Genomic DNA, 22146 nt, shown 5'->3' on the forward strand with positions numbered 1-22146 from the left:
GCCTGGCCAGCAATCGCACAGACTGCCGATCGCCGGCGGCGGCTGGACCTGCGGTGCCCTTTCCTACGCCACCCCCTCGGTTGCCGCCGACGTTCCAAGCGGCACAAGCGCCGCATCCTTCAGATAGTTGCGCTTCATGAAGTCCATGAAATTGTCGCGGAACTGGCGTGTATGCAGATGCGCGAGGTTGTCTGCGCGCTCGATATTCCTGTCGCGGATCGCTGCCAGCATCTCGTCATGTTCCTCGGTCAGAAGGTGGCCCTCGTTACCTTCCTCGAGATAGCGAAAATGCAGATGCAGCATCCGCCTGCCCTGATTCAACAGGCGGTCGTAAAAGGCGGCCAGATAGGGGTTACGCCCTGCCGCGGCGATCGACATGTGGAAATCCTTGTTGGCCTCGGACATGGCCAGATGCTGGCCGGATCTGACGGCGGTCACGAAATCCTGCTGGCGGGCTGCGATGGCCTCGAGGTCGGAATCTGTCCGCAGTTCGGCGGCAAGGCGGGTGTTCATCCGCTGCGCGATATCAAGCGCCTCGACGTATTTCGGAAAACTCTGGATATCGATCGGCGCCACGATGGTGGAGCGGTTTGATAGCGTGACCACCAGATCATCGCCCGCAAGCCGGATGATCGCCTCGCGGACGGGCGAACGTGACATGCCAAAACGTTCGGCGAGGGACGTCTCGTCCAGCACCGATCCTGGTGGCAGGTCCAGCGAGAGGATCTCATCCCGCAGTGTCTCATAGGCGAACCTCACGCCCATGCCCTTCAACCGCTTCGTCTCGACGTCCTCAGCCATGGCGCTTCCCTGTCTGCCTGCCGCCTTTGCTATACTGCCCGACCCCATCCTGTCGACACAGAATATTCTTGATTGATTTGTCGGCATAATGTCGTCATGTTTGCTGGCATCGGATTGCCTCGGTCCCAAGGTCCCCGGTGGCGCAGGATCGAGGCCGCAAGAAAGGACGAACCCATGCTGAAACTCTCGGGCGTCATGCCGGCGCTGGTCACCCCCTTCGATGCAAGGGGACTGGTCGACTTCGCTGCCTTCGGGAAACACCTTGCCGACCTGCGCGCAGCCGGGGTGTCAGGCTGGGTGCCTTGCGGGTCGTCGGGTGAATACAACCTGATGTCGGACCCCGAGCGCGAGTCCGTTCTTCGCTTTGTGAAGGATTTCGCGCTGCCCGGCGAAACCCTGATTGCCGGGACCAACGCGCCATCGACGTCCGGGGTCATCGCCAATACGCTGCGCGCAAAAGAGATGGGCTATCACGCGGTCCTGCTTGCCGTGCCCTTCTACACCAAGCCGACGCAGGCCGAGATCATCGCCCATTTCAAGGCGGTGATCGCAGCGACCGACATGGACATCGTGCTTTACTCCTATCCGGGCAAGGACGGTGTCGAGATCGGATATGAGGCGCTGGACGCGCTGGCGGACGAGCCGCGCATCATCGGCATCAAGGAATCCTCCGGCATCCTGCAGCGCGCCATCGGCATCTCCACCCGCTATGCGGGCCGCATCCAACTTGTTTCAGGTTCCGACGACATCGCATGGGATTTCATGCAATGGGGGGCGGATAGCTGGATCTGCGGCCCCGCCAATTGCATGGCGAAGCCGGTCTGCGAAATGGATGCCGCGTTCCGCAGGGGGGACCATATCCGCGCCAAGGAGATCATGACGGCGATCTGGCCTGCGATGAACGTCCTGGAGTCGGGCAAGTTCGTGCAGAAGCTGAAATACGGCTGCGAATTGCAGGGAAATCCGGTGGGAGAATGCCGCATGCCATTCGGTCCGCTGACCGATGCCGAGAAGGCGGAATTCGCGGCCGCCATGCAGCCGATCCTCGACTGGACATAAGACGGTCGGGGCAGGGCATGACCACTCTCGTCATCGGTGCGGGCATCATTGGAACCGCCATCGCACATGATCTGCAACGGCGCGGCCAGCAGGTTGTTCTGATCGATCGTGACGCACCGGGGCGCGGTGCCTCCTTCGGCAACATGGCCTCCATCGCCGTCACCGAGTTCATGCCCGCCTCGCGGCCCTCGGTCTGGCGGCAGATCCCCGGCTGGATGCTTGACCCAGAGGGTCCGGTGCGTGTCCGCCCCGCCTACATACCACGTCTGCTGCCTTGGTTCCTGCGCTTCATCGCGGCCTCACGCCCCAGTCGGCTGCGCGAGCTGGAGGAGCAAGGGGCGGCGCTCTGTGCCCGCGCCCTCGACGACACGATGGCTCTGCTGCGCGAGACCGGGCTGGAAGACCAGATCAGCGAGGAAGGCTGCCTGTCGCTCTACACCGACGAGGCCGAATTCAAGGCGGACCGCGCGCATATCGAGATCCTCGAACGCTTCGGTTTCCCGCATGAGGTCATCGGGCGACAAGCCATCCGCGCGCTGGAGCCGGAGCTTTCGGACAGGATCGGGCTGGCGGTGCTGTTCCCGCAGAACCGGTCGATGAAGGACCCCTACCAGCTGGTTGTCGCGCTTGCCCAGCGGTTCACCGCCCTTGGGGGCCGGATCGAGACGGGAGAGGTGACGGGCTTTGTCCGTGGCGAAGGCATCCGCGAGGTGGTGCTGAAGGATGGCCGCAGGATCGCCGCCGAGAGGGTTGTGATCTGTGCCGGGGCATTCTCCGCCAAACTGGCGGCGATGCTGGAAGAGCCGATCCCGCTGGAGACTGAGCGCGGCTATCATACCCAGATCATGGCACCGGGCATCAGCATGAAGCACTCCATTATCTGGCCGGCGCGGGCTTTCATGGTGACGCCCACGGCAGGTGGCATCCGGGTAGGCGGCACGGTCGAGATGGCGGGGCTGGATGCAGCCCCCGACTATCGGCGCAGCAAGATCACGGTAAGACGGGCGCGCGAGGCTCTACCCAATCTGGCCTGCGAGGACTTCACCGAATGGATGGGCCACCGTCCGGCCCTGCCGGACACGGTGCCGATCCTGTCGGCCAGCGCAAGGACGAAGGGCGTGTTCTATGCCACCGGTCATGGCCATCTCGGCCTGACCTATGCCGCCACTACCGCGCGGCTGATGGGAGATTTGATCACGGGGGTCAGGCCGCCCGTCGATCTGCATCCCTACCGCATCAACCGCTTCTGAGGAACGGATCATGCAGACAGAATTTTTCATCGACGGCAGATGGGTCGCCCCCGTGGCAGGCGCAACGCTTCCCGTGATCAACCCCGCGACCGAGGCCATCTTCCATCGCATCCCGGCCGCCACGGCCACCGATGCCGATGCCGCCGTCCGTTCGGCGCGCGCAGCCTTTGATCACGGGCCATGGCCGCGCATGACCGGGGCCGCGCGCGCGGCGGTCCTGCGTGCCATCGCGCAGGGCATCCGCGACCGCCTGCCGGACCTGGCGCGGCTGGAAGTGCTGGACAATGGCAAGCCGCTGCCCGAGGCGGAATGGGACATCGGCGATGCGGCGGGCTGCTTTGATTTCTACGCCGGTCTGGCCGCGGAACTGGACGGCGAGGTTGAAACCGTAACCCTGCCCGATGCCCGCTTCACCGCAAAGGTCGTGCGCGAACCCGCGGGCGTGGCGGTGGCGATCATTCCGTGGAACTATCCGCTGCTGATGGCTGCATGGAAGGTGGCACCCGCCTTGGCCGCCGGATGCACGATGGTGCTGAAACCCTCCGAGCATACCTCGCTGACCGCGCTTGAACTTGGGAAGATCGTGCAGGCGGCGGGGCTTCCGCCGGGGGTTCTTAACATCGTCACCGGCCTTGGCGCCGAGGTCGGGCAGGCCCTCGTCGATCATCCCGGCGTGGACAAGATCGCCTTCACCGGATCGGTGCCCACGGGCGCACGGCTCATGGCGGCGGCGGCGCGCGATGTGAAGACCATCAGCCTCGAACTGGGCGGCAAGTCGCCCTTTGTGATCTTCGCCGACAGCGACATCGAAAAAGCCGTCGAATGGATCATGTTCGGCATCTTCTGGAATCAGGGACAGGTCTGTTCGGCCACCTCGCGCGTGCTGGTGGAGCGCGGCCTTTATGCGCCACTTCTCGAACGACTGGTGGCAGAGGCGGAAAAGATCACCATCGGCAACGGGCTGGAACCCGGCACACTGCTCGGCCCACTCGTCAACGAAGGCCAGTATCGCAAGGTGCTCGGCTTCATCGAGCGGGCCGTGGCGGCAGGGGCGACGCTGGCGACCGGCGGCAAGGCCGCGCATGACAGGGGTTACTTCGTGGCCCCCACCATCCTGACCGATGTGGCGCTGGAGGCCGAGGCTTGGGTCGAAGAGATCTTCGGTCCCGTGGTCTGCATCCGCCCCTTCGATACCGAGGAAGAGGCGATCCGTCTGGCAAACGAAACCCGTTTCGGCCTTGCGGCGGCGGTCATGTCCGGCGATGACGCCCGCTCCGAACGGGTCGCGGCGGCCTTCCGCGCCGGAATTGTCTGGATCAACTGCTCCCAGCCCACCTTCACCGAAGCGCCATGGGGCGGATACAAGCAATCCGGCATCGGGCGCGAACTCGGACGCTGGGGGTTGGATAACTATCTTGAAACCAAGCAGATCACCAGACTGGTCAGCGACCAGCCCTGGGGCTGGTATCTGAAGGGCTGACCGCATGCGCTGGAACCGGACCTTGCAGACCGTCGATGTGCATTGCGCCGGCGAGATCGGCCGGGTGATCACAGGGGGGGTGCTGAACATCCCCGGCGCTACGATGGCCGACAAGTTGCACCATCTGAATACAGTGGATGACAGCCTGCGCCGCTGGCTTTGTTCGGAACCGCGCTCGGGTCCGGCGGGCTCGTTCTGCCTGCTGGTTCCTGCCTGCGATCCGGCGGCGGATGTCGGGTTGATCATCCTTCAGCCGGATCAGGCACATGCCATGTCGGGCTCAAACGCCATGTGCGCCACGACGGCTCTTCTGGAAACCGGGATGATCCCGATGGCCCAACCCGAAAGTGTGGTCACCTTCGACACCGCCGCCGGATTGGTCAGGGCGACCGCGACCTGTGCCGATGGCAAGGTCACCAAAGTGACCCTCGACATGCCGCCGGCCTTCGTCGCCGGTCTGGATGCCACGATCGAGACGGCGGAATGGGGGCCGGTCCGTTATGATCTCTGTTTCGGCGGCGTCTTCTACGCGCTGGTCGATGTCGATCAGATCGGGCTGACGATCACCCCCGAGAATGCCCGCCAACTGGCGATGATCGGCGTCGATCTGCGCAACCGCATCGCGGCGCAGGAAGCCGCACCCCATCCAATGACACCGGCGTTGAACGGCCTCGCCTATGTGATGTTCCGCGCCGAGGAACCTGACGGGCAGTTGCGCACCTGCACCACGTTGCGCCCCGGTCGCGCGGATCGTTCGCCCTGCGGCACCGGGTCGAACTCCAACATGGCGGCATGGCATGCCCGGGGGCGGGTGAGGCCCGGCGATGTAGTGACGTCGCGCTCGATCATCGGCGGCGAGTTCCGAACCGAATTCGTCGGGGAAACGCGGGTCGGTCCCCATGCCGCCACCCGCAACCGCATCTCGGGCCAGTGTTGGATCTATGGCCTCAGCCAGATCGGCATGGACCCCACCGATCCCTTCCCGAACGGGTTCACCCTCTCCGACACATGGGGCGGATGATGCTGACCGGCCAAACCATCCTTGTGACCGGGGCCACAGGGGCCATCGGGCAGGCCATCTGCCAGAGCCTCGCTGCCGAGGGGGCGCGCGTTGTGATCCATTGCGGCCGCAATCGCGCGGCGGCAGAAGCGCTGCTCCTTTCCATCGGCAGGCAAGGGGCCATCCTCACCGCTGATCTTTCGTGTCCGGAAGGCGCAAGCCTGCTTTGGGAGGCCGCCCTTGCCGCAGAAGGCCGGATCACCGGCTTGGTGAACAATGCGGGCATCCGCAGCGAGGTGGCGGTCGATGCCCCCCTCTCCGATTGGCAGGCCGTGTGGGAGCGGGAGATGCGCGTGAATTTCCTGTCGGCGGTGGATCTCACGAAACTGGCCATCCTGCATTTCCGCGCCCATGGCGGGGGCCGGATCGTCAACATGGCCTCCCGTGCGGGACAGCGTGGCTATGCCTCCGCTGCCATGGCCTATGGCGCGTCGAAAGCCGCGCTGATCAACCTGACGAAGTCGGTCGCGCAAAGTCACGGGCATGAGGGAATAACCGCCGTCGCACTTGCCCCCGGCTGGGTGCGCACCGAAATGGCCGAGGATTTCATCGCCCGGCATGGTGAAGCCGCGGCCTTGGCTGGCATCCCCATCGGCCGCATGGCCGCGCCGCAGGAGATCGGCGAGTTGACCGCGTTTCTTTTCCGCCCGTCGCAGGCATCGCTCAACGGGGCGGTGCTGGATGTGAACGGCGGCAGCTATCTGCGCTAGGGGGACAAGCATGCGCTTTCAGGACAGGATCGTGATCGTCACGGGGGCGGCCGGAGGCATCGGCACCGCCATCGCGCAGCGCTTCGCCAGCGAGGGAGCACGGGTAATCGTCACCGACAGGAATGCCGAAGGTGTCGAGGACACGGCCGCCGGAATCCGCGCCGGGGGCGGGCGCGCAAGGGGCTTTGCTGCCGACATCTCCAACGCTGCGGGCTGCAAGGCGGTGATCGCGGATGCGCTTGCCCATGAAGGGCGGATCGATGTCTTGTGCAACAATGCGGGCATCAACCGGCGCGGGCCGCTCTTGGCCTTGACCGAGGAGGACTGGACCCTGTCCTTCGCCGTCAACATCGACGCCATGTTCCATCTCTGCCAGGCCGCGTTGCCCGGAATGATCGCCCAGGGGGGCGGCGCAATCGTCAACACGGCATCGCAATGGGGCCTCTACCCTGCGCCGAACCACATCGCCTATAACGTGACAAAGGCCGCGGTGGCGAGTTTCACCCAGAACCTCGCCCGCGACTATGCCCCGCAAAAGATCCGCGTCAACGCTGTCTGCCCCGGCGAGATCCACACGCCAATGCTGGAGGCAGGGGTCAGGCGTTCAGGCCGCAGCATCGCCGATCTCGACAGGCTGGTGCCCTTTGGTCGCATCGGCAAGCCGGAGGAAGTCGCGGCGCTGGTGGCATTCCTTGCCTCGGACGAGGCGGCCTTCATGTGCGGTTCGCTTGTGGAAATCACCGGTGCGCAGGCGGTGGCATAGGTCCGTTCCCTGTCACGGCGGCGAGTGGCCTTGCGGGCTGGAACCTTCCGCCTGTTCCGGATGAGAGGGGGCCGTCGCCTCGCGGACCTCCGTTCCTGACCGGACTTGCGCTGGGTGCGTTCCGGAGCTGCGCCGGGGCTGTCCAAGGAACTCTGTCCCTTGATCCTTTGGCATTAGTTATACTGATGCGCAACCGCAGTGCATTCTCCTTTGCGTCGGTTCCGTCTCGGGTCTAGCCCTATCTGCAAAAGCCCCACCTCTTCTGGAGCCCGCTCCGCGAGAACAGGGCCGATCGCATCGCAAAGGAGGGTGGCCCATGAGTGTCCGTTTCAGGCTGGAAGGCATCTACACGCCCGTCATCACGCCCTTCCACACGGATTGCGAGGTTGATTTCGACGCTCTGACCGATCTGGTGGAACGTCTTGTCACGGCGGGTGTGCATGGTCTGATCTCTGGCGGATCGACGGGCGAGAATTACGCCGAAACGATCGAGGAACGGCTGACCATCGCGCGTTTCATCGTGGATCGCGTGAAGGGGCGTGTCCCCGTGGTCATCGGCACGGGCGCTATGCGGACGCCCGACTCCCTCGCGCTGGCGACCGGAGCGCGCGAGATGGGGGCGGATGCGATCCTGCTGGGCACGCCGCCCTATTCGGTACCGACCGAGCGCGAGAACGCGCTCAACGCGCTGGCGATCGACCGGGCGGCCGATCTTCCGATCATCCTCTACAACTATCCCGGCCGCATGAGCGTCGAGATGGGGCGCGAATTCCTTGACCGCGTGGGGCGGTCGCGAAACGTGATCGGCATCAAGGAAAGCAGCGGCGACATCAACCGTGTCCACCTTCTGGCCCGCGACTACCCGCATATCCAGATGTCCTGCGGCATGGACGATCAAGCGCTCGAATTCTTCGCTTGGGGCGCGCAAAGCTGGATCTGCGGCGGGTCGAACTTCCTGCCCGAGGAGCATATCGCGCTGTGGGAAACCTGCGTGGTGAAGGGCGATTTCGCCAAGGGCCGCCGCATCATGTCGGCCATGCTGCCCCTGATGGCCGTGCTGGAGCAGGGCGGCAAGTTCATCCAGTGCATCAAGCACGGGGTCGAGGTGACGGGCCTGCGCGCGGGGCCGATGCGCCCGCCGCTAAAGGGCCTGAACAAGGAAGAAAAGCGCGAGCTTGAGCAGGTGATCCGCACGCTCAAGACCACCGTCAAGGCGATCGTCGAGGGAAACTGAGCCATGTCCGACCTGCTGACCCATGAAGAATACAAGGCCGTCGCGGCCTCGCTCGACCTGCCGCAGAATGCCTGGATCGACGGGGCCTATCGTCCGGCGATTTCCGGCAAGACCTTCGAGACGGTGAACCCGGCCACGGGTGCGGTGCTGGGCACCGTCGCGGCCTGTGGCGCGGCAGATGTGGATCTTGCCGTCGCCAAGGCGCGCGAGGCGTTCGAGGATGGCCGCTGGTCGCGTCTGCATCCTGCCGCGCGCAAGGACGTTCTGGTCCGGCTGGCCCGGTTGATGGAGCGCCACGCCCGCGAACTGGCCGTGATGGAAAGCCTCGACAGCGGCAAGACGATCCATGACTGCGAGCAGGTCGACATCCCCGAGTCCATCCATGTCATCAAGTGGCATGGTGAATTGATCGACAAGATCTACGATCAGGTCAGCCCTGCCTCGAACGACCATATCGCCATGGTCGTGCGCGAAGCCGTGGGCGTCGTGGGTCTGGTCCTACCGTGGAACTTCCCGCTCCTGATGCTGGCATGGAAGATCGGCCCCGCGCTGGCGGCGGGCTGTTCCGTTGTGGTGAAGCCTGCGGCGGAGACATCGCTCACAGCGCTGCGGCTGGCGGAACTGGCGGCCGAGGCGGGCATTCCGCGCGGGGTATTGAATGTCGTGACCGGCAGCGGGTCAGAGGTCGGTGAACCCTTGGGCAGGCATCCGGATGTGGACATGGTCTCCTTTACCGGATCGACAATCACGGGTCGCCGCTTCCTGCACTATTCGGCAGACAGCAATCTGAAGGAGGTCGTGCTGGAACTGGGTGGCAAGAACCCCTGCATCGTGCTGGACGATGCCGAGGATCTGGACGCCGTCGCCGCCCATGTGGTGAACGGCGCGTTCTGGAACATGGGGCAGAACTGTTCCGCCGCCAGCCGCCTGATCGTCCAGCGGGGCATCAAGGACCGCCTGATCGAGAAGATCCGCGCCCATGCCCGCGAATGGGTGGTGGGAGAGCCCCTGAACCCCGAGGTTCGGGTCGGGGCGCTGGTCTCGAAGGCGCATTTCGGCAAGGTGTCCGGCTATCTGGCGACGGTGGCCAAGGAACAGGTCCTGATGGGCGGCAAGGTCGTCGCCGAGGGCTTCGTCGAACCCACAGTGGTGGAGGTGGCAAGCAACGCTTCCATCCTCGCGCGCGAGGAAATTTTCGGGCCGATCCTGACGGTCATTCCGGTCAACAGCTTCGAAGAGGCCATCGCGGTTGCCAATGACACCGATTACGGCCTTGCCGCGTCGATCTTCACGGCGAACGGCAAGCGGGCGCTGCGTGGGGCGCAGATGCTGCGGGCGGGGACGGTGACGGTGAACAGCTTCGGCGAAGGGGACATCACCACGCCGTTTGGCGGCTACAAGCAGTCTGGTTTCGGCGGGCGCGACAACTCGATTCATGCGCATGATCAGTATACCCAGCTCAAGACCATCTGGCTGGACCTTACCGATACCAGCGATACCGCGATCGACTGAGGAAGACCATGGCCCTGCGCAAGGTAAGTCGCCTGCCCGTGCATACCGGCCCGGCGGGGTGGAATGCGATCCTGCCCCCCGCCGCGCCCCTTCCGCAGCTTCGGGGCGAGACGGTCTGCGACATCGCCATCGTCGGCGCAGGTTTCGCGGGGCTTTCGGCGGCGCGGCACCTGCTGCTCGCCGATGCAAAGCTGTCGGTTGTCGTGCTGGATGCGGGCCGCATCGCCGAAAGCTCGGCAGGCCGGAATTCCGGTTTCATGATCGACCTGCCGCATGACCTGACCAGTTCCGACTATGCCGGATCGGGCGCGGCACGCGACAGGACACTGACGCGGCTGAACCGGCAGGCCATCGATTTCGCCGAGGATGTCAGCCGCGAATACGGCCTGCCCGCAGGCCACTTCCAGCGCTGGGGCAAGATCAACGCCGCCGCCTCCGATGTTGGAGAGCAGGGCAACCGCACCTACGCGGAACACCTTGCCGCCCTTGGCGAACCGCATGAGATCTATGACGCGCAGACGATGCACGAGGTGACGGGGACGCGCTACTATTCCAGCGGCCTCTACACCCCCGGAACGGCGCTGATCCAGCCTGCCGGCTATATCCGCGGTTTCGCCGCCGGGCTTGTGGCGAGGGGGGTTCAGGTCTTCGAATCCTCCCCCGTCACCGGATACGAGAGCGCCGGGGCGGGCTGGAGGCTTGTCACGCCGCAGGGAGGGGTGCGGGCGACAAGGGTGATCCTTGCCAATAATGGCCATCTGGAAAGTTTCGGTTTTCGTCGCGGGCAGTTGATGCACATCATGCTGAACGCCTGCATGACCGAGGAAATCCCGGGTGACCTGCTGCGCGGTCTGGGCGGCCAAGGCACATGGGGACTCACGCCATCGGACCCGATGGGATCGACCGTGCGCCGCATCTCGACGGCGCAGGGCGGCAATCGCATCGTCATCCGTCAGGGTGGCTACTACCGGCCCGGCATGCAGACGAGCGCGGGCGATCTGGCGCGGGTGACGGCCCGGATGCGGCAGAAGTTCGATGCCCGTTTCCCGACGCTCAGGGGGGTGCGGTTCGAACATGGTTGGTCCGGCCATCTGTGCCTGACAAAGAACGGCGTTTCAGTCATGCGGGAACTGGAGCCGGGGCTTTTCTCGGCCTGCGTGCAGAATGGTCTCGGCACCACGCGGGGCACCCTGACGGGTATCGCCGCGGCCACGCTGGCGCTTGGCCGGACAAGCGATGTCACCCGTTTCTTCCTTGAAGAAGGCGAACCGTCCCGCCTTCCGCCGCATCCTTTCGACACCATCGGTGCAAATGCCTATCTTCGCTGGAAGGAATGGCAGGCGAGGACAGAATAGCATGAGACCGGTCCGCCGCAGGCACCTCCCGTCCCTTGGCGCTCTGGCGACCTTCGAGGTTGCCGCCAAGCATCTGAGCTTCACGCTGGCGGCGAAGGAGTTGAACATCACGCAGGGCGCGGTCAGCCAGCAGATCCGGGTGCTGGAAAAGGCCCTCGAAGTGGCGCTCTTCATCCGCAAGCACAACGCGCTGGAACTGACTCAGGCAGGGGTCGACCTTTTCGCCGCCGTGGCCGCTGGCCTTGATACCATAAGTGCGGGCGTTGGCCTCCTTCAGCCCGATGGCCTGCCCGAAACCGTGACCGTCTCTGCCACCGATGGCATGGCGACCTACTGGCTGCGCCCGCTGATCGAGAGTTTTCGCGCCGAGCATCCCTCGGTTGGCTTCGTGATCCTCGCCTCGGATGAGGATGAAACGCTGCGCAACTATTCGGGCGTCGATCTGGCGCTTCTCTGCGGCAACGAGCGAAGCGAGGTGGGCGAGGAACTGCACTTCCTTTTCCCCGAAGCGGCGCAGCCTGTCTGCACGCCCGCCTATCTTGCGCAGCACGGCCCGTTCGAGGATGCCCAAAGCCTCAACCGCGCGAATCTTCTCCACCTTCACGAACGGCATTGGAGCGCGGATGCCATCGGTTGGCAACCGCTGGGCTGGGAAGAATGGTTCCGCGCGCAAGGCGCACGGTGGGAACGGGGGCCATCCAGCTTGTCGACGAACAAGGTCGGGCTGCTGATCGAGGCGACCCTTTCCGGCGAGGGGGTCATGCTGGGCTGGCAGCACATGGTGCAGCCCCGGCTGAGGGATGGGCAACTGGTCCATGCCCATCCGTCCCCGATCACGGCAGGGCGCGGAAATTTCCTGCGTTGTCAAAGCGCTGCCATGCAGCGCCCCGCCGTGGCACGCTTTGTGGACCATCTTCTCGGATCGCTGAAATAGGGCCGGGGCGGTACCTGCGCGGCCGCTGAGCCGCCGCCCCACACCATCAGATTTTCTAATGCGCAACCCTGCGAAATTCTCGTTTGCGGCAGTGGGGCGCGATACGGGATACCATGGGCAAGGAAGGCGCCGACCGGCCGCCCATCCCGCAGGCCGCCCGCCGACCGCGGCCTGATCCGACCGGAGAAGGTGCGCGGCGCACGCTCCCATCAAAAGATCACCGGACATCCGGTGGACGGTGCCTCAGCACCATCCGCCCGGCTGCGGCCACGGTGGCGAAAGCTCAATGCAATCCGGAGGACCTCACATGAACTGCTTCGTCAAGGCGCTTGGCGCGACCGCCATCGCAGCCACCCTTTCCCTTCCCGCCTTCGCGCAAGACGGCACCACGATCACCATCGGCACCATGGGCTGGGAAGACCTTACCCCGATCGCCGGCATCACCAAGTCGGTCCTCGAATCGAAGGGCTATACCGTCGAGGTCGAGGAATTCTCGGAATGGGGCATCGCCTTTGCCGCCCTGACGAACGGCGACGTGGACATCATGGCCTCGCAGACCGACTACGTGGCGCATGACTACTGGACCAAGAACATGGACAGGCTGGAGAAGATCTCTCCGGTCTCGCACGGCCTTTATCAGGCGATTGCCGTGCCCTCCTATGTGGGCATCTCCTCGATGGAGGAACTGGCGGCCAACAAGGACATGTTCGGCGGCAAGATCATCGGGATCGAGCCGGGTTCGGGCCTGATGCGCGATGCCGCCGCCGCCGTCGAGGCCTATGGCACGGGCATGGACCTTGTCGAAGGATCGACCGCCGCCATGACCGCTGCGCTGGATGCGGCTATGTCCCGCCAGGAACCGATCGCCGTGACGATCTGGGAACCGTCGTGGATGATGCAGAAGTATGACGTGAAGTTCCTTGCCGATCCGAAGGGCGTCTTCCCGGCAGCGCAGTCCTACTACTTCATCGGCACCGCAGGGTTCTCTGCGGCGAACCCCGCCCTGCGCGAACGGCTTGCCAGTATCTATGTCCCGCTTGCCGACATCACCGCGATCAACGGCGCGATGAACGACGGCAAGGCGATGGAAGAGGCCGTGGCCGACTGGGTTGCCGCCCATGCCGACCTGATCGCGCGCTGGACCGCAATCAAGTCCGAATGACCATTCGGGCCGGTCCGGGGTGCCGGGCCGGCCATATCTCTTCCGCAGGATTGGGACAGCGCCGATGACCCGCAACGACACCGCCCCGTATGACGCGCCGCTGATCGAATGCCGCTCCGTCTGGAAGGTGTTCGGCGACCGTTCCCGCGACGCCATCGCCGCGCTCAAGTCCAGGGGGCTTGGCAAGCGCGAGGTCCTGTCCGAATTCGGCTGTGTCGTGGGCGTCCACGATGCCAGCTTCACCGTCGGCAAGGGCGAGATCTTCTGCATCATGGGCCTCTCGGGCAGCGGCAAATCCACGCTGATCCGTCTGCTGAACCGTCTGATCGACCCGTCGCTGGGCGAGGTTCTGGTGAAGGGCCGCGCCATCAACGACATGCCCGCCGCCGAACTGCGTGACATGCGGGCACACACGATCGGCATGGTCTTCCAGAACGTCGCGCTGATCCCGACTCGCACCGTGCTGGAAAATGCGGCCTTCGGTCTGGAGGTGCAGGGGGTGGCCCCGGCGGAACGCCGCCGCATCGCGACCGATGCCCTGACGCGCGTGGGGCTGGGCGACTGGCTGAACCGCTACCCACGCGAACTCTCGGGCGGGATGCAACAACGGGTGGGCCTTGCCCGCGCCCTTGCCGCCGACCCCGAGATCATCCTGATGGACGAGCCGTTCTCGGCCCTCGACCCGCTGATCCGCCGCCAGTTGCAGGATGAGTTCCGCCAGTTGACCAAGCAACTCGGCAAATCCGCGGTCTTCATCACCCATGACCTCGACGAGGCGATCCGCATCGGCGACCGCATCGCGATCATGAAGGACGGCGCAATGGTGCAGACCGGTACCGCCGAGGAAATCGTGATGAACCCCGCCGACCAGTATGTCGCCGATTTCGTGGCCGGCATCTCGCGCATACATCTCGTGAAGGCGGGTTCAGTGATGATGCCCGTCGGCGCCTTCACCGCTGCCCCCTTGGATGCGCTTCCCTCGGCGGGACTGGACGCCGACATCGACCGGTTGATCCATCTTGTTCTGGCGTCTGACCATCAGGCCGTGGCGGTCATCGACGGCGGCAAAAGCGTCGGCGTGGTCACGGCGCGCACCCTTCTCGAAGGCCTTAAAGGCGATCACGCGCCCGCGGCCGGGGTGGCCTGACATGGACCTGACCCCTTGGGTAGAGGCCTTCGACGCCTCCGTCGACCGCGCGATGGCATGGGCCACGGACAATGGCGGGCTGTTCTTCGACCTCGTGCGCGGCACGCTGGAAGGATTGTTCGACCTGATGGTCGACAGCCTCATCTTCGTGCCCTTCTGGCTGGTCGCTATCGCCTTCGGCGGTATCGCGACCCGTTCTCTCGGTTGGAAAGCGGGACTTGCCTCGGCGGCAGCACTGGCGTTCTGCCGTGTGATGGGCCTCTGGACCGCGACGGTCGAAACGATGTGCCTTGTGTTGATCTCGGTCGTGCTCGCCGTGATCATCGGCGTTCCCGTGGGTGTCGTCGCGGGCTACAGCAGGCGGCTGACCCGTATCCTCGAACCTATGCTGGACCTGATCCAGACCCTGCCGCCCTATATCTACCTGCTGCCGGCCATTGCATTCCTCGGCTACGGTCCGGCAACGGCCATCGTCGCGACCTTCATCGTAGCGGTTCCCCCCGTGGTCCGCCTGTCCGCCCATGGTTTCCGGATGACCCCCATCGAATTCATCGAACTGGGACAGGCGACCGGGGCAAGACCCTTGGACGCCTTCCTCAAGATCCGCGTCCCCTTCGCGCTGCCCAGCGTCATGGCGGGCATCAACCAGAGCTTGATGATGGCCTTCGGCATGGTCGTCATCGCGGGCATCGTCGGGTCCGGCGGCCTTGGCGAGACGATCTATGGCGCGGTCCGCAAGCTGGACATCGCGCTTTCAGTCAACGCCGCCATCGCAATCGTCATCCTGACCATCATCATCGACCGCATCAGCCAGTCGGCAGGCAATTCCAACGGGGGCACGCGATGAAGGAAAAGGCGCTCCTCTCGCCCGGCGACGTCGTCGCCCCGGTGATCACCTGGCTCAACACGAATGCCCACGGCTTCTTTCTGGCGATCAGCACCGGTGTCGAGGCCGTCCTCGGCGCGACCGAGGCCGCATTGCTGGCGGTGCCCGGCCCGTTCTTCGCGGCGGCCCTCGTGCTGCTCATCCTGTGGCGTCAGGGTTTCGGGATGGCCATGGTCGCGGCGGCCTGCATGGCGGTCGCGGGCCTGTCGGGCCTTTGGGTCGAGACGATGCAGACCGTGGCGCTCGTCTCGCTTTCTGTAGCGATGGCCGTCCTGATCGCCTTTCCGCTCGGCGTTCTTGCCGCCCGGCGACCCCGCATCGAGGCGGCCCTGCGCCCCGTTCTCGACCTCATGCAGACCGTGCCGCCATGGGTCTATCTGATCCCCGCCGTGATGATCTTCAGCCTTGGCAAGGTGCCCGCACTCATGGCGACCGTGATCTACGGCGTGCCCCCGATGCTCCGGCTGACGACGCTGGCCTTCAGGCAGGTGCCGAAGGAGCTCATCGAACTCGGCGCTGCTTCTGGCGCGACCTCATGGCAGACGCTGACGCGGATCGAGATACCCTCCGCGCGGAAGACGCTCCTCATCGGGCTGAACCAATGCATCCTTCTGTCGCTTGCCATGGTCGTGCTCGCGGGTCTCGTGGGGGCGGGCGGTCTGGGGGCCGAGGTGACGCGCGGCCTGACCCGGATGGAAATGGGCCTAGGTCTGCGATCGGGGCTCTCGATCGTGGCGGTGGCAATCTTCATGGACCGCCTCACCCGACGGGCCTTCGGTTAGGTGGGGGCCGGACCGCTCCGAGCCTTGGCTTCTGCCGCGCGCTCCTCGTTCGGCCGGTCATGGCAATGGCCCTAAGTCCTATCCTATCAGCCCTCGCCAGTCACCGGATAGGGCCCTAGGAACGCCATACCCAGCATGCCTGCTCCCTCAAGGGCCTTCCGCAGTTCGGCGGAAACGAAGAGCCATCGTGGGAAATCCGCAGCGCAGAACAGGTGCTTGCCGGCGACGGCCTCACGAAGAAAGACGGGCGCCCATTCAGCAGTCGCTGTGCCGCTGGCAAAGAAATGAAGCGGTCTTGCCGGATCGGGCTTGACCAGATCTGGACGTTCGGGGAACGCGCGCATCGGCGGGCGCGTGCGTCCGTGATCCAGCGAAATGACGACGCGCTGGCACGGCACCATAAGGAAGAATGGACGAGTTTCTTCTTCGTTCCCGGCAAAGATGAGCCGGACTGGTTTGAACTGATGGACGCCGGGTTCGAAATGCTCGACGATGTCCCGGAACCGTTGCGACACGATGCTTGCGCCTTGCGTGGAATCCAGATCGGGAAGGTCGATCCGTGACCTTGCGAGAGGCTTTCCGGAACTGGAGATCGCCCGCCACCGAGTGGGCAGGTGCTCGAGGCCGATCCTGCGCCCATAGCGGAACCAGTTCACGCCGAATTGCTGGGGAAAGCCGAAATCAACGGTCCGATCCACCGTCCTGACCTTCAGCATGTCACCATCGACGGCTTGCAGGCCATAGCCATACCCATCCTTGGTCGTCGGCAGCGCATTGTTCATGATCGAGATCATCGCATTGTCTCCGATGTGTCCGTTTCTTTGGGGGACCATCAAATTGCTCGACGTGGCAGTCTCAAGGCATGTTTTTGCTGAATGCAGTTGCAGTGTATCATCACGGCCCTGAACTGGCCCCCATTTCGACCGGACAGTCAGGCTTAACCCTGAGATTGAGATCATCACGGATGGGGGCCGCCGTCGGCGCTGGAGTGCGTCCGGGCCAGAGTTCGACTGCCATTTCCTAGAATCCACGACTGGCGATGCGGAGACTGTGGCATTCTCGAGCGCTCCTTACCTCTGGCCTCGCTGGGGTATGCTATCGAGGACAGGCTTGCGCGAGCTTGATCTGCGACGGCGGCGTGTCCGTTCATCGTGGGACGCGCCCGTCCCTAGATGCTTCCACGCAGGATCAGTGTTGGATCGATCTCGATGTGCTCCGCGATCTTGCGGCCGTTCATTCGGCTGAACAGGGCCTCGGCCGCGATCTTGCCGAGGCGCGGCCCGTCCTGATCGATGGAGGTGAGGTCGACCATGGAAAGCGCAGCAACGGGCGAGTTGTCGTAGCCTATGAGGGCGAGGTCGGCGGGTATGCGCAGGCCAAGCCGATGCGCCGCGCTCAGGATCGGGATCGCGTCCAGGTCGGACCAGCAGAAGATCGCAGTAGGCCTATCCGTCGCGGATAGGATCGCATCGATCTCGGCATCACGCGGCACGCCATGCTGCGGCAGTCCGATGACGCGTATGCGGTCGGCCAATCCTGCCTCGGCCATGGCGGCGCGGTAGCCGACCTCGCGCTGGGGGGCGACGTCGGCGAAGTGGTCTTCCTGATCCGATTGCGTGACAAAGGCGATGTCCCGATGCCCCTTGTCAAGAAGGGCACGCACGGCCAGACGCGCACCCATCTGGTCATTGTTGTTGATCGTGTCATAACCCTGAGCGGCAGGTTCATGATGCCCGACGACGACGATGGGAATCTGGCGGGCGTAATGCTCCAGCGTCTCGCCCGCGATCTGGCTGGCGACGAGGATGAGCCCGTCCATCCGGTTATCGATCATCTGTTCGATCAGTTGCGCCTCGGTCCGGGCGCGGGCGGCGCCGACGCCCACCATGATCTTGTAGCCCGCCGCCTCGGTGATGCTCTCGATGCCTTGATAGATGCCGGGAAGGAAAGGGTTGTCGATTCCCACAAGCAGCACGCCCAGCGTGAAGGTGCGCCCCCGCATGCCGCGCGCGGCGACGGAGGGGCGGTAGCCAAGCTTCTCGATGCTCGCCTCCACCCGCAGGCGGAGCGCATCGGACACGCCATAGGCTTTGCGCATCACCTTGGACACCGCCGCGACCGACACGCCCGCATCCGCCGCAACGGTGCGGATCGTCACGCGTGACTCGCTGTCGCCATCGGCCATTCCGTTTCCTCCGCCGGGCAGCCTAGCAAAAAACCGTTGCAAGGCAAATCGGTTTGTAGAATGATTTACGTAGAACGGTATACGAATTGGGGGAGGAGCCTGATTCGGCCGTAGGGAGGATGATCGGATGGGCCTTGAGGGGCAGGTGCGGGCTGGTTCCGCAGATGGTAAAATATTGCCGAAAAATCAGTTTTCTGCCGACATGATCGCGCCGGCCTGCGATGCCGGGACGGGAGGCGCGGGCTGCTTCGTGGCGCGGGAGTTCGAGCTTGCATCGGTCGACGCGGGCGCGGTTCTGCATCTTTCTGCGCAAGGACTTTACCGTGCCTTCCTGAACGGCGTGCGGGTCGGGGATGATCTGCTGACGCCCGGCTGGACCTGCTATGACGACCGCATCGCCTATCAGAGCTATGATGTCTTCTCCCTCCTGAAACCGGGGCGGAACCGGCTGGAAATCTGGCTGGGGGACGGCTGGTATCGGTCGCGGCTGATGTGGGCGCTCAACCCCATCCCGAACACATGGGGCGACCGGATCGGTGCCTTTGCCGAACTGGTGGCGGGCGGGCGCGTGCTGGTGAAGACCGATGCCTCGTGGCGGTCCGGCGTCACGCCGGTGACGGGGAACGGCATCTACCACGGCGAGGACTATGACGCGCGCATCGCCATCGCGGACACGCATGGGGTAGAGGTGCTGCCCTTCGACCATGCGCTGCTGGTGCCGCAGGAGACTGGGACCGTGAAGGAGATGGACCCCGTCGCGCCCTTGGAAAACTGGGCGGACGGGGCTGCGACGGTGCATGACTTCGGCCAGAACTGTGGGGCCTATGCGCGGATCGCCGTGACGGGTCCGGCGGGGGCGCATGTGCGCGTGGAGTTTTCCGAGGTTCTGGGGCCGGGGCGGGAGTTCGACAACCGCAACTTCCGCTCGGCCCGTGCCGAGCAGCACTACACCCTCAAGGGCGAGGGGGTGGAGACCTATGCCCCGATGTTTACCTTCTTCGGGTTCCGCTATGCGCGGGTGACGCTGACGGGCGGGGCGCAATTGGTGTCGATCCATCAGGTCCCGGTGACGTCGGTTCCGGTGCAGGCAGGCGGTTTCACCTGTGCGGTGCCCGAGGTGGACCGGCTGGTGCTGAACACGATCTGGTCGCAGCGGTCCAACTTCATCGAAATCCCGACCGATTGCCCGCAGCGCGATGAGCGGCTGGGATGGACCGGCGATGCGCAGGTTTTTGCCGGAACCGCCTGCTGGCTGGCCAATTGCGAGAGCTTCCTGAAGAAATACCTGCGCGATGTCCGGCATGATCAGCGCCCGAACGGGGCGGTTCCGCATTTCTCGCCCGATCCGACGCGGCTGCATCCGATCGAAGGGCGGGGGGACTGGGCAGGCTCGACAGGTTGGGGCGATGCCATCGTCATCATCCCGTGGCAGCTTTACCTGCATTACGGGGACAAGGGCGTTCTGGTCGAGAATTTCCCGGCCATGGTGAAATGGCTCGATTACGTCTGGGGCATTTCCGACGGGCCGATCGTGAGGCCACCTTCGGAATGGGGCGCGCATGGTTTCACCTTCGGCGACTGGATCCAGCCGGTGGGGGACAACCGCAAGCCGCGCCCGACCATCGCGGATGATTGCGCGGCTACGATCTACCACTTCATCTCGACCGACCTTGCGGCGCGGATCGCGGACGTGATCGGCGAGGAGGCGCAGGCCAAGGCGCTGCGGACCCGGGCCGAGGCGATACGCGCTGCCTTCAAGCACGAGTTCTTCTCGCCCTCGGGCCGTATCGCGCATAACGATCAGACGTCGTGGAGCCTTGCCTTCCTCTACGGTCTGGTACCGCCCGAATACCATGAGGCGGGCAAGGCCTATTTCCGCCGCGTGGTGGAGGATGCGGATGGCCTGATCGGCACCGGGTTCATCGGAACGCCCGCCATCCTGCCCGCCCTTACGATGCACGGGATGGCCGATCTGGCCGAGAAGATCTTCCTCAACCGCAAGGTGCCGGGCTGGCTTTATCAGGTGGAACGGGGGGCGACGAGCATCTGGGAACGCTGGGACGCGCTCGGAGAGGACGGGACGATCTATGATCCCGACATGAACAGCTACAACCACTATGCCTATGGCGCGGTGTGCCAATGGCTGTTCGAGGGCGTGGCGGGCGTGGCCCCCGTGGCCGAGCGTCCCGGTTTCGACGAGGTGACGCTAGATCCCCTGATCCTGCCCGCGCTTTCGCCCGTTGCTGCATGGCATGAGTGCCGCCACGGGCGGATCGAGGCGGGCTGGGTGCTGGATGGCGGGCGGGTGACCTATGGCGTGACCCTGCCCGAAGGATGCACCGGGCGGCTGACCGCCAACCCGCAGCGCGTGAACGTGACGCTGGACGGCCGCAGCGTGACGGTCGGCCCGGAGGGACTGATGGTCCCGTCGGGGCGGCATGAGATCGGTTTCGACCTGAAGACCTAACGAGAACGAACCACTCTGGGAGGAGAGAACACGATGAAGACCATCAGATACAGTGCAGCCCTTGCCGGGGCGATCGTTCTGGCAGCGGGCATGGCGCAGGCAGAGGTGACGCTGTCGGTGCTGATCGACAACAACCCCGAAACTGTCGCCTCGATGGAGGCGCTGACGGCGGCCTATACGGCGGCCAATCCCGACGTAACCTTCGACATCGAACAGCGCACGGGCGGGGCCGAAGGGGACAATATCGTCAAGACCCGTCTGGCGACGGGCGAGATGGCGGATATCTTCAATTACAACTCCGGTTCGCTGTTCCAGGCGCTGAAACCATCCGAGACACTGGTCGACCTGTCCGCCATCGACGGTCAGGCGAATGTGCTGGACAGCTTCAAGCAGGTGGTGACCGCTCCGGACGGAACGGTGCGCGGCGTGCCTTTCGGGCCTGCGATGGGCGGGGGCATCTTCTACAACCGCAAGATCTATGCGGATCTTGGCCTGTCGGTGCCGAAGTCCTGGGACGAGTTCATGGCGAACAACGCCAAGGTGGCCGAAGCGGGCAAAGTGCCGGTCATCACCACCTTCGGTGACACCTGGACGAGCCAGCTCTTCGTGCTGGCCGATTATTTCAACGTTCAGGCCGAGGTGCCGACCTTTGCCGCCGACTACACGGCGAACCAGGCCAAATATGCGACGACTCCTGCCGCGATGCGCGGGTTCGAGTATCTGGAGGCGGTGTTCAAGGCCAATTACATGAACGCCGATTTCGGCGTGGCAAAATTCGATGACGGGATGCGCATGGTCGCCACCGGCGAGGGCGCGCATTATCCCATGCTGACCTTCGGGATCGGCACGGTGAAACAGAACTTCCCGGACAACCTGAACGACCTCGGCTTCTTCGCCCAACCCGGCCCGGATGCGTCCAAGAACGGCCTGACGGTCTGGATGCCTGCCGCGCTCTACGTGCCCGCGGCCAGCGAAAATCAGGAAGAGGCGATCAAGTTTCTGAACTACGTCGCCTCGGTCGAGGGCTGCAACACGATGATCGGGGCGGCGGGTGCCTCGGGCCCCTACCTGATCAAGGGCTGCGAGCTGCCTGCCGATGTGCCGCCCGCGGTCAAGGACATGATGCCCTATTTCCAGACCGAGGGCATGACGGCCCCCGCGCTGGAATTCCTGTCGCCGGTGAAGGGGCCCGCGCTCGAACAGATCACCGTCGAAGTGGGCTCGGGCATCCGTGGGGCTGCCGATGCGGCGGCGCTCTATGATCAGGATGTCGAGAAGCAGGCCAAACAACTCGGACTGCCGAACTGGTAACCTCCCTACGAGAGGCAGTCCTGCCCCTGCCGCCGATCCGCGGCGGGG

General features: G+C 64.5%; 19 protein-coding genes. 16 read left to right on the forward strand and 3 right to left on the reverse strand.

Annotated elements, in window-relative coordinates:
• Nucleotides 1-63 precede the first annotated feature (63 nt).
• Entirely contained in the window at nt 64-801 is a 738-nt protein-coding gene (locus tag TabM4_RS01635; protein ID WP_434617489.1) for a GntR family transcriptional regulator, read from the reverse strand.
• A gap of 174 nt (nt 802-975) precedes the next feature.
• Between TabM4_RS01635 and TabM4_RS01640 the strand changes: the two genes are divergently transcribed.
• From TabM4_RS01640 to TabM4_RS01705, 14 genes are all read left to right on the forward strand, one after another.
• Nucleotides 976-1860 carry a dihydrodipicolinate synthase family protein gene (locus TabM4_RS01640; RefSeq protein WP_434617491.1) on the forward strand — a complete coding sequence of 295 codons (885 nt, stop codon included), beginning with the start codon at nt 976-978 and terminating at the stop codon, nt 1858-1860.
• A gap of 17 nt (nt 1861-1877) precedes the next feature.
• Nucleotides 1878-3110 (forward strand): NAD(P)/FAD-dependent oxidoreductase, encoded by a 1233-nt coding sequence (locus TabM4_RS01645; RefSeq protein ID WP_434617493.1) that lies wholly within the window; start codon nt 1878-1880, stop codon nt 3108-3110.
• Nucleotides 3111-3120: 10 nt separating this feature from the next.
• Nucleotides 3121-4590 carry an aldehyde dehydrogenase family protein gene (locus tag TabM4_RS01650; RefSeq protein ID WP_434617496.1) on the forward strand — a complete coding sequence of 490 codons (1470 nt, stop codon included), beginning with the start codon at nt 3121-3123 and terminating at the stop codon, nt 4588-4590.
• A 4-nt stretch (nt 4591-4594) separates the two neighbouring features.
• Nucleotides 4595-5611: a proline racemase family protein gene (locus tag TabM4_RS01655; protein WP_434617498.1), complete on the forward strand. Its 1017-nt coding sequence runs from the start codon at nt 4595-4597 to the stop codon at nt 5609-5611.
• Nucleotides 5599-6360 (forward strand): SDR family NAD(P)-dependent oxidoreductase, encoded by a 762-nt coding sequence (locus TabM4_RS01660; protein ID WP_434617501.1) that lies wholly within the window; start codon nt 5599-5601, stop codon nt 6358-6360. Before TabM4_RS01655 ends, TabM4_RS01660 begins: the two co-directional genes overlap by 13 nt.
• A gap of 10 nt (nt 6361-6370) precedes the next feature.
• A complete protein-coding gene (locus tag TabM4_RS01665; RefSeq protein WP_434617504.1) occupies nt 6371-7123 on the forward strand; it encodes an SDR family NAD(P)-dependent oxidoreductase in 753 nt (250 codons plus the stop codon).
• A 316-nt stretch (nt 7124-7439) separates the two neighbouring features.
• A complete protein-coding gene (locus TabM4_RS01670) occupies nt 7440-8357 on the forward strand; it encodes a dihydrodipicolinate synthase family protein (protein WP_434617507.1) in 918 nt (305 codons plus the stop codon).
• A gap of 3 nt (nt 8358-8360) precedes the next feature.
• Nucleotides 8361-9869 carry an aldehyde dehydrogenase gene (locus TabM4_RS01675; RefSeq protein ID WP_434617509.1) on the forward strand — a complete coding sequence of 503 codons (1509 nt, stop codon included), beginning with the start codon at nt 8361-8363 and terminating at the stop codon, nt 9867-9869.
• Nucleotides 9870-9877: 8 nt separating this feature from the next.
• On the forward strand, nt 9878-11224 hold the full coding sequence (locus TabM4_RS01680) for an NAD(P)/FAD-dependent oxidoreductase (RefSeq protein ID WP_434617511.1): 1347 nt from the start codon (nt 9878-9880) through the stop codon (nt 11222-11224).
• A gap of 1 nt (nt 11225) precedes the next feature.
• A complete protein-coding gene (locus tag TabM4_RS01685) occupies nt 11226-12158 on the forward strand; it encodes a LysR substrate-binding domain-containing protein (protein ID WP_434617514.1) in 933 nt (310 codons plus the stop codon).
• 307 nt (nt 12159-12465) lie between these two features.
• Nucleotides 12466-13320, forward strand: coding sequence for a glycine betaine ABC transporter substrate-binding protein (locus tag TabM4_RS01690; protein WP_434617516.1), 855 nt, complete (start codon nt 12466-12468; stop codon nt 13318-13320).
• 64 nt (nt 13321-13384) lie between these two features.
• On the forward strand, nt 13385-14467 hold the full coding sequence (locus TabM4_RS01695) for a quaternary amine ABC transporter ATP-binding protein (RefSeq protein WP_434617517.1): 1083 nt from the start codon (nt 13385-13387) through the stop codon (nt 14465-14467).
• Nucleotide 14468: 1 nt separating this feature from the next.
• Nucleotides 14469-15314 carry an ABC transporter permease gene (locus TabM4_RS01700; RefSeq protein WP_434617519.1) on the forward strand — a complete coding sequence of 282 codons (846 nt, stop codon included), beginning with the start codon at nt 14469-14471 and terminating at the stop codon, nt 15312-15314.
• Nucleotides 15311-16135, forward strand: a complete 825-nt coding sequence (locus tag TabM4_RS01705) for an ABC transporter permease (protein ID WP_434617521.1) — start codon at nt 15311-15313, stop codon at nt 16133-16135. Before TabM4_RS01700 ends, TabM4_RS01705 begins: the two co-directional genes overlap by 4 nt.
• Before the next feature lie 86 nt (nt 16136-16221).
• Here TabM4_RS01705 and TabM4_RS01710 read toward each other — a convergent pair whose 3' ends face one another.
• Both TabM4_RS01710 and TabM4_RS01715 read right to left on the reverse strand, forming a co-directional pair.
• The gene (locus TabM4_RS01710) at nt 16222-16929 is read right to left on the reverse strand and encodes an imm11 family protein (RefSeq protein ID WP_434617523.1); all 708 of its coding nucleotides are present in this window, start codon (nt 16927-16929) and stop codon (nt 16222-16224) included.
• A 374-nt stretch (nt 16930-17303) separates the two neighbouring features.
• Nucleotides 17304-18320, reverse strand: coding sequence for a LacI family DNA-binding transcriptional regulator (locus TabM4_RS01715; protein WP_434617525.1), 1017 nt, complete (start codon nt 18318-18320; stop codon nt 17304-17306).
• A gap of 202 nt (nt 18321-18522) precedes the next feature.
• On the opposite strand from TabM4_RS01715, the gene TabM4_RS01720 reads away from it, so the two are divergent.
• Both TabM4_RS01720 and TabM4_RS01725 read left to right on the forward strand, forming a co-directional pair.
• Nucleotides 18523-20787, forward strand: coding sequence for a family 78 glycoside hydrolase catalytic domain (locus tag TabM4_RS01720; RefSeq protein WP_434617527.1), 2265 nt, complete (start codon nt 18523-18525; stop codon nt 20785-20787).
• A gap of 33 nt (nt 20788-20820) precedes the next feature.
• Entirely contained in the window at nt 20821-22098 is a 1278-nt protein-coding gene (locus tag TabM4_RS01725; RefSeq protein WP_434617529.1) for an ABC transporter substrate-binding protein, read from the forward strand.
• Nucleotides 22099-22146 lie beyond the last annotated feature (48 nt).

This window comes from Tabrizicola sp. M-4 (assembly GCF_051132405.1).
Classification (GTDB): Bacteria; Pseudomonadota; Alphaproteobacteria; order Rhodobacterales; family Rhodobacteraceae; genus Paragemmobacter.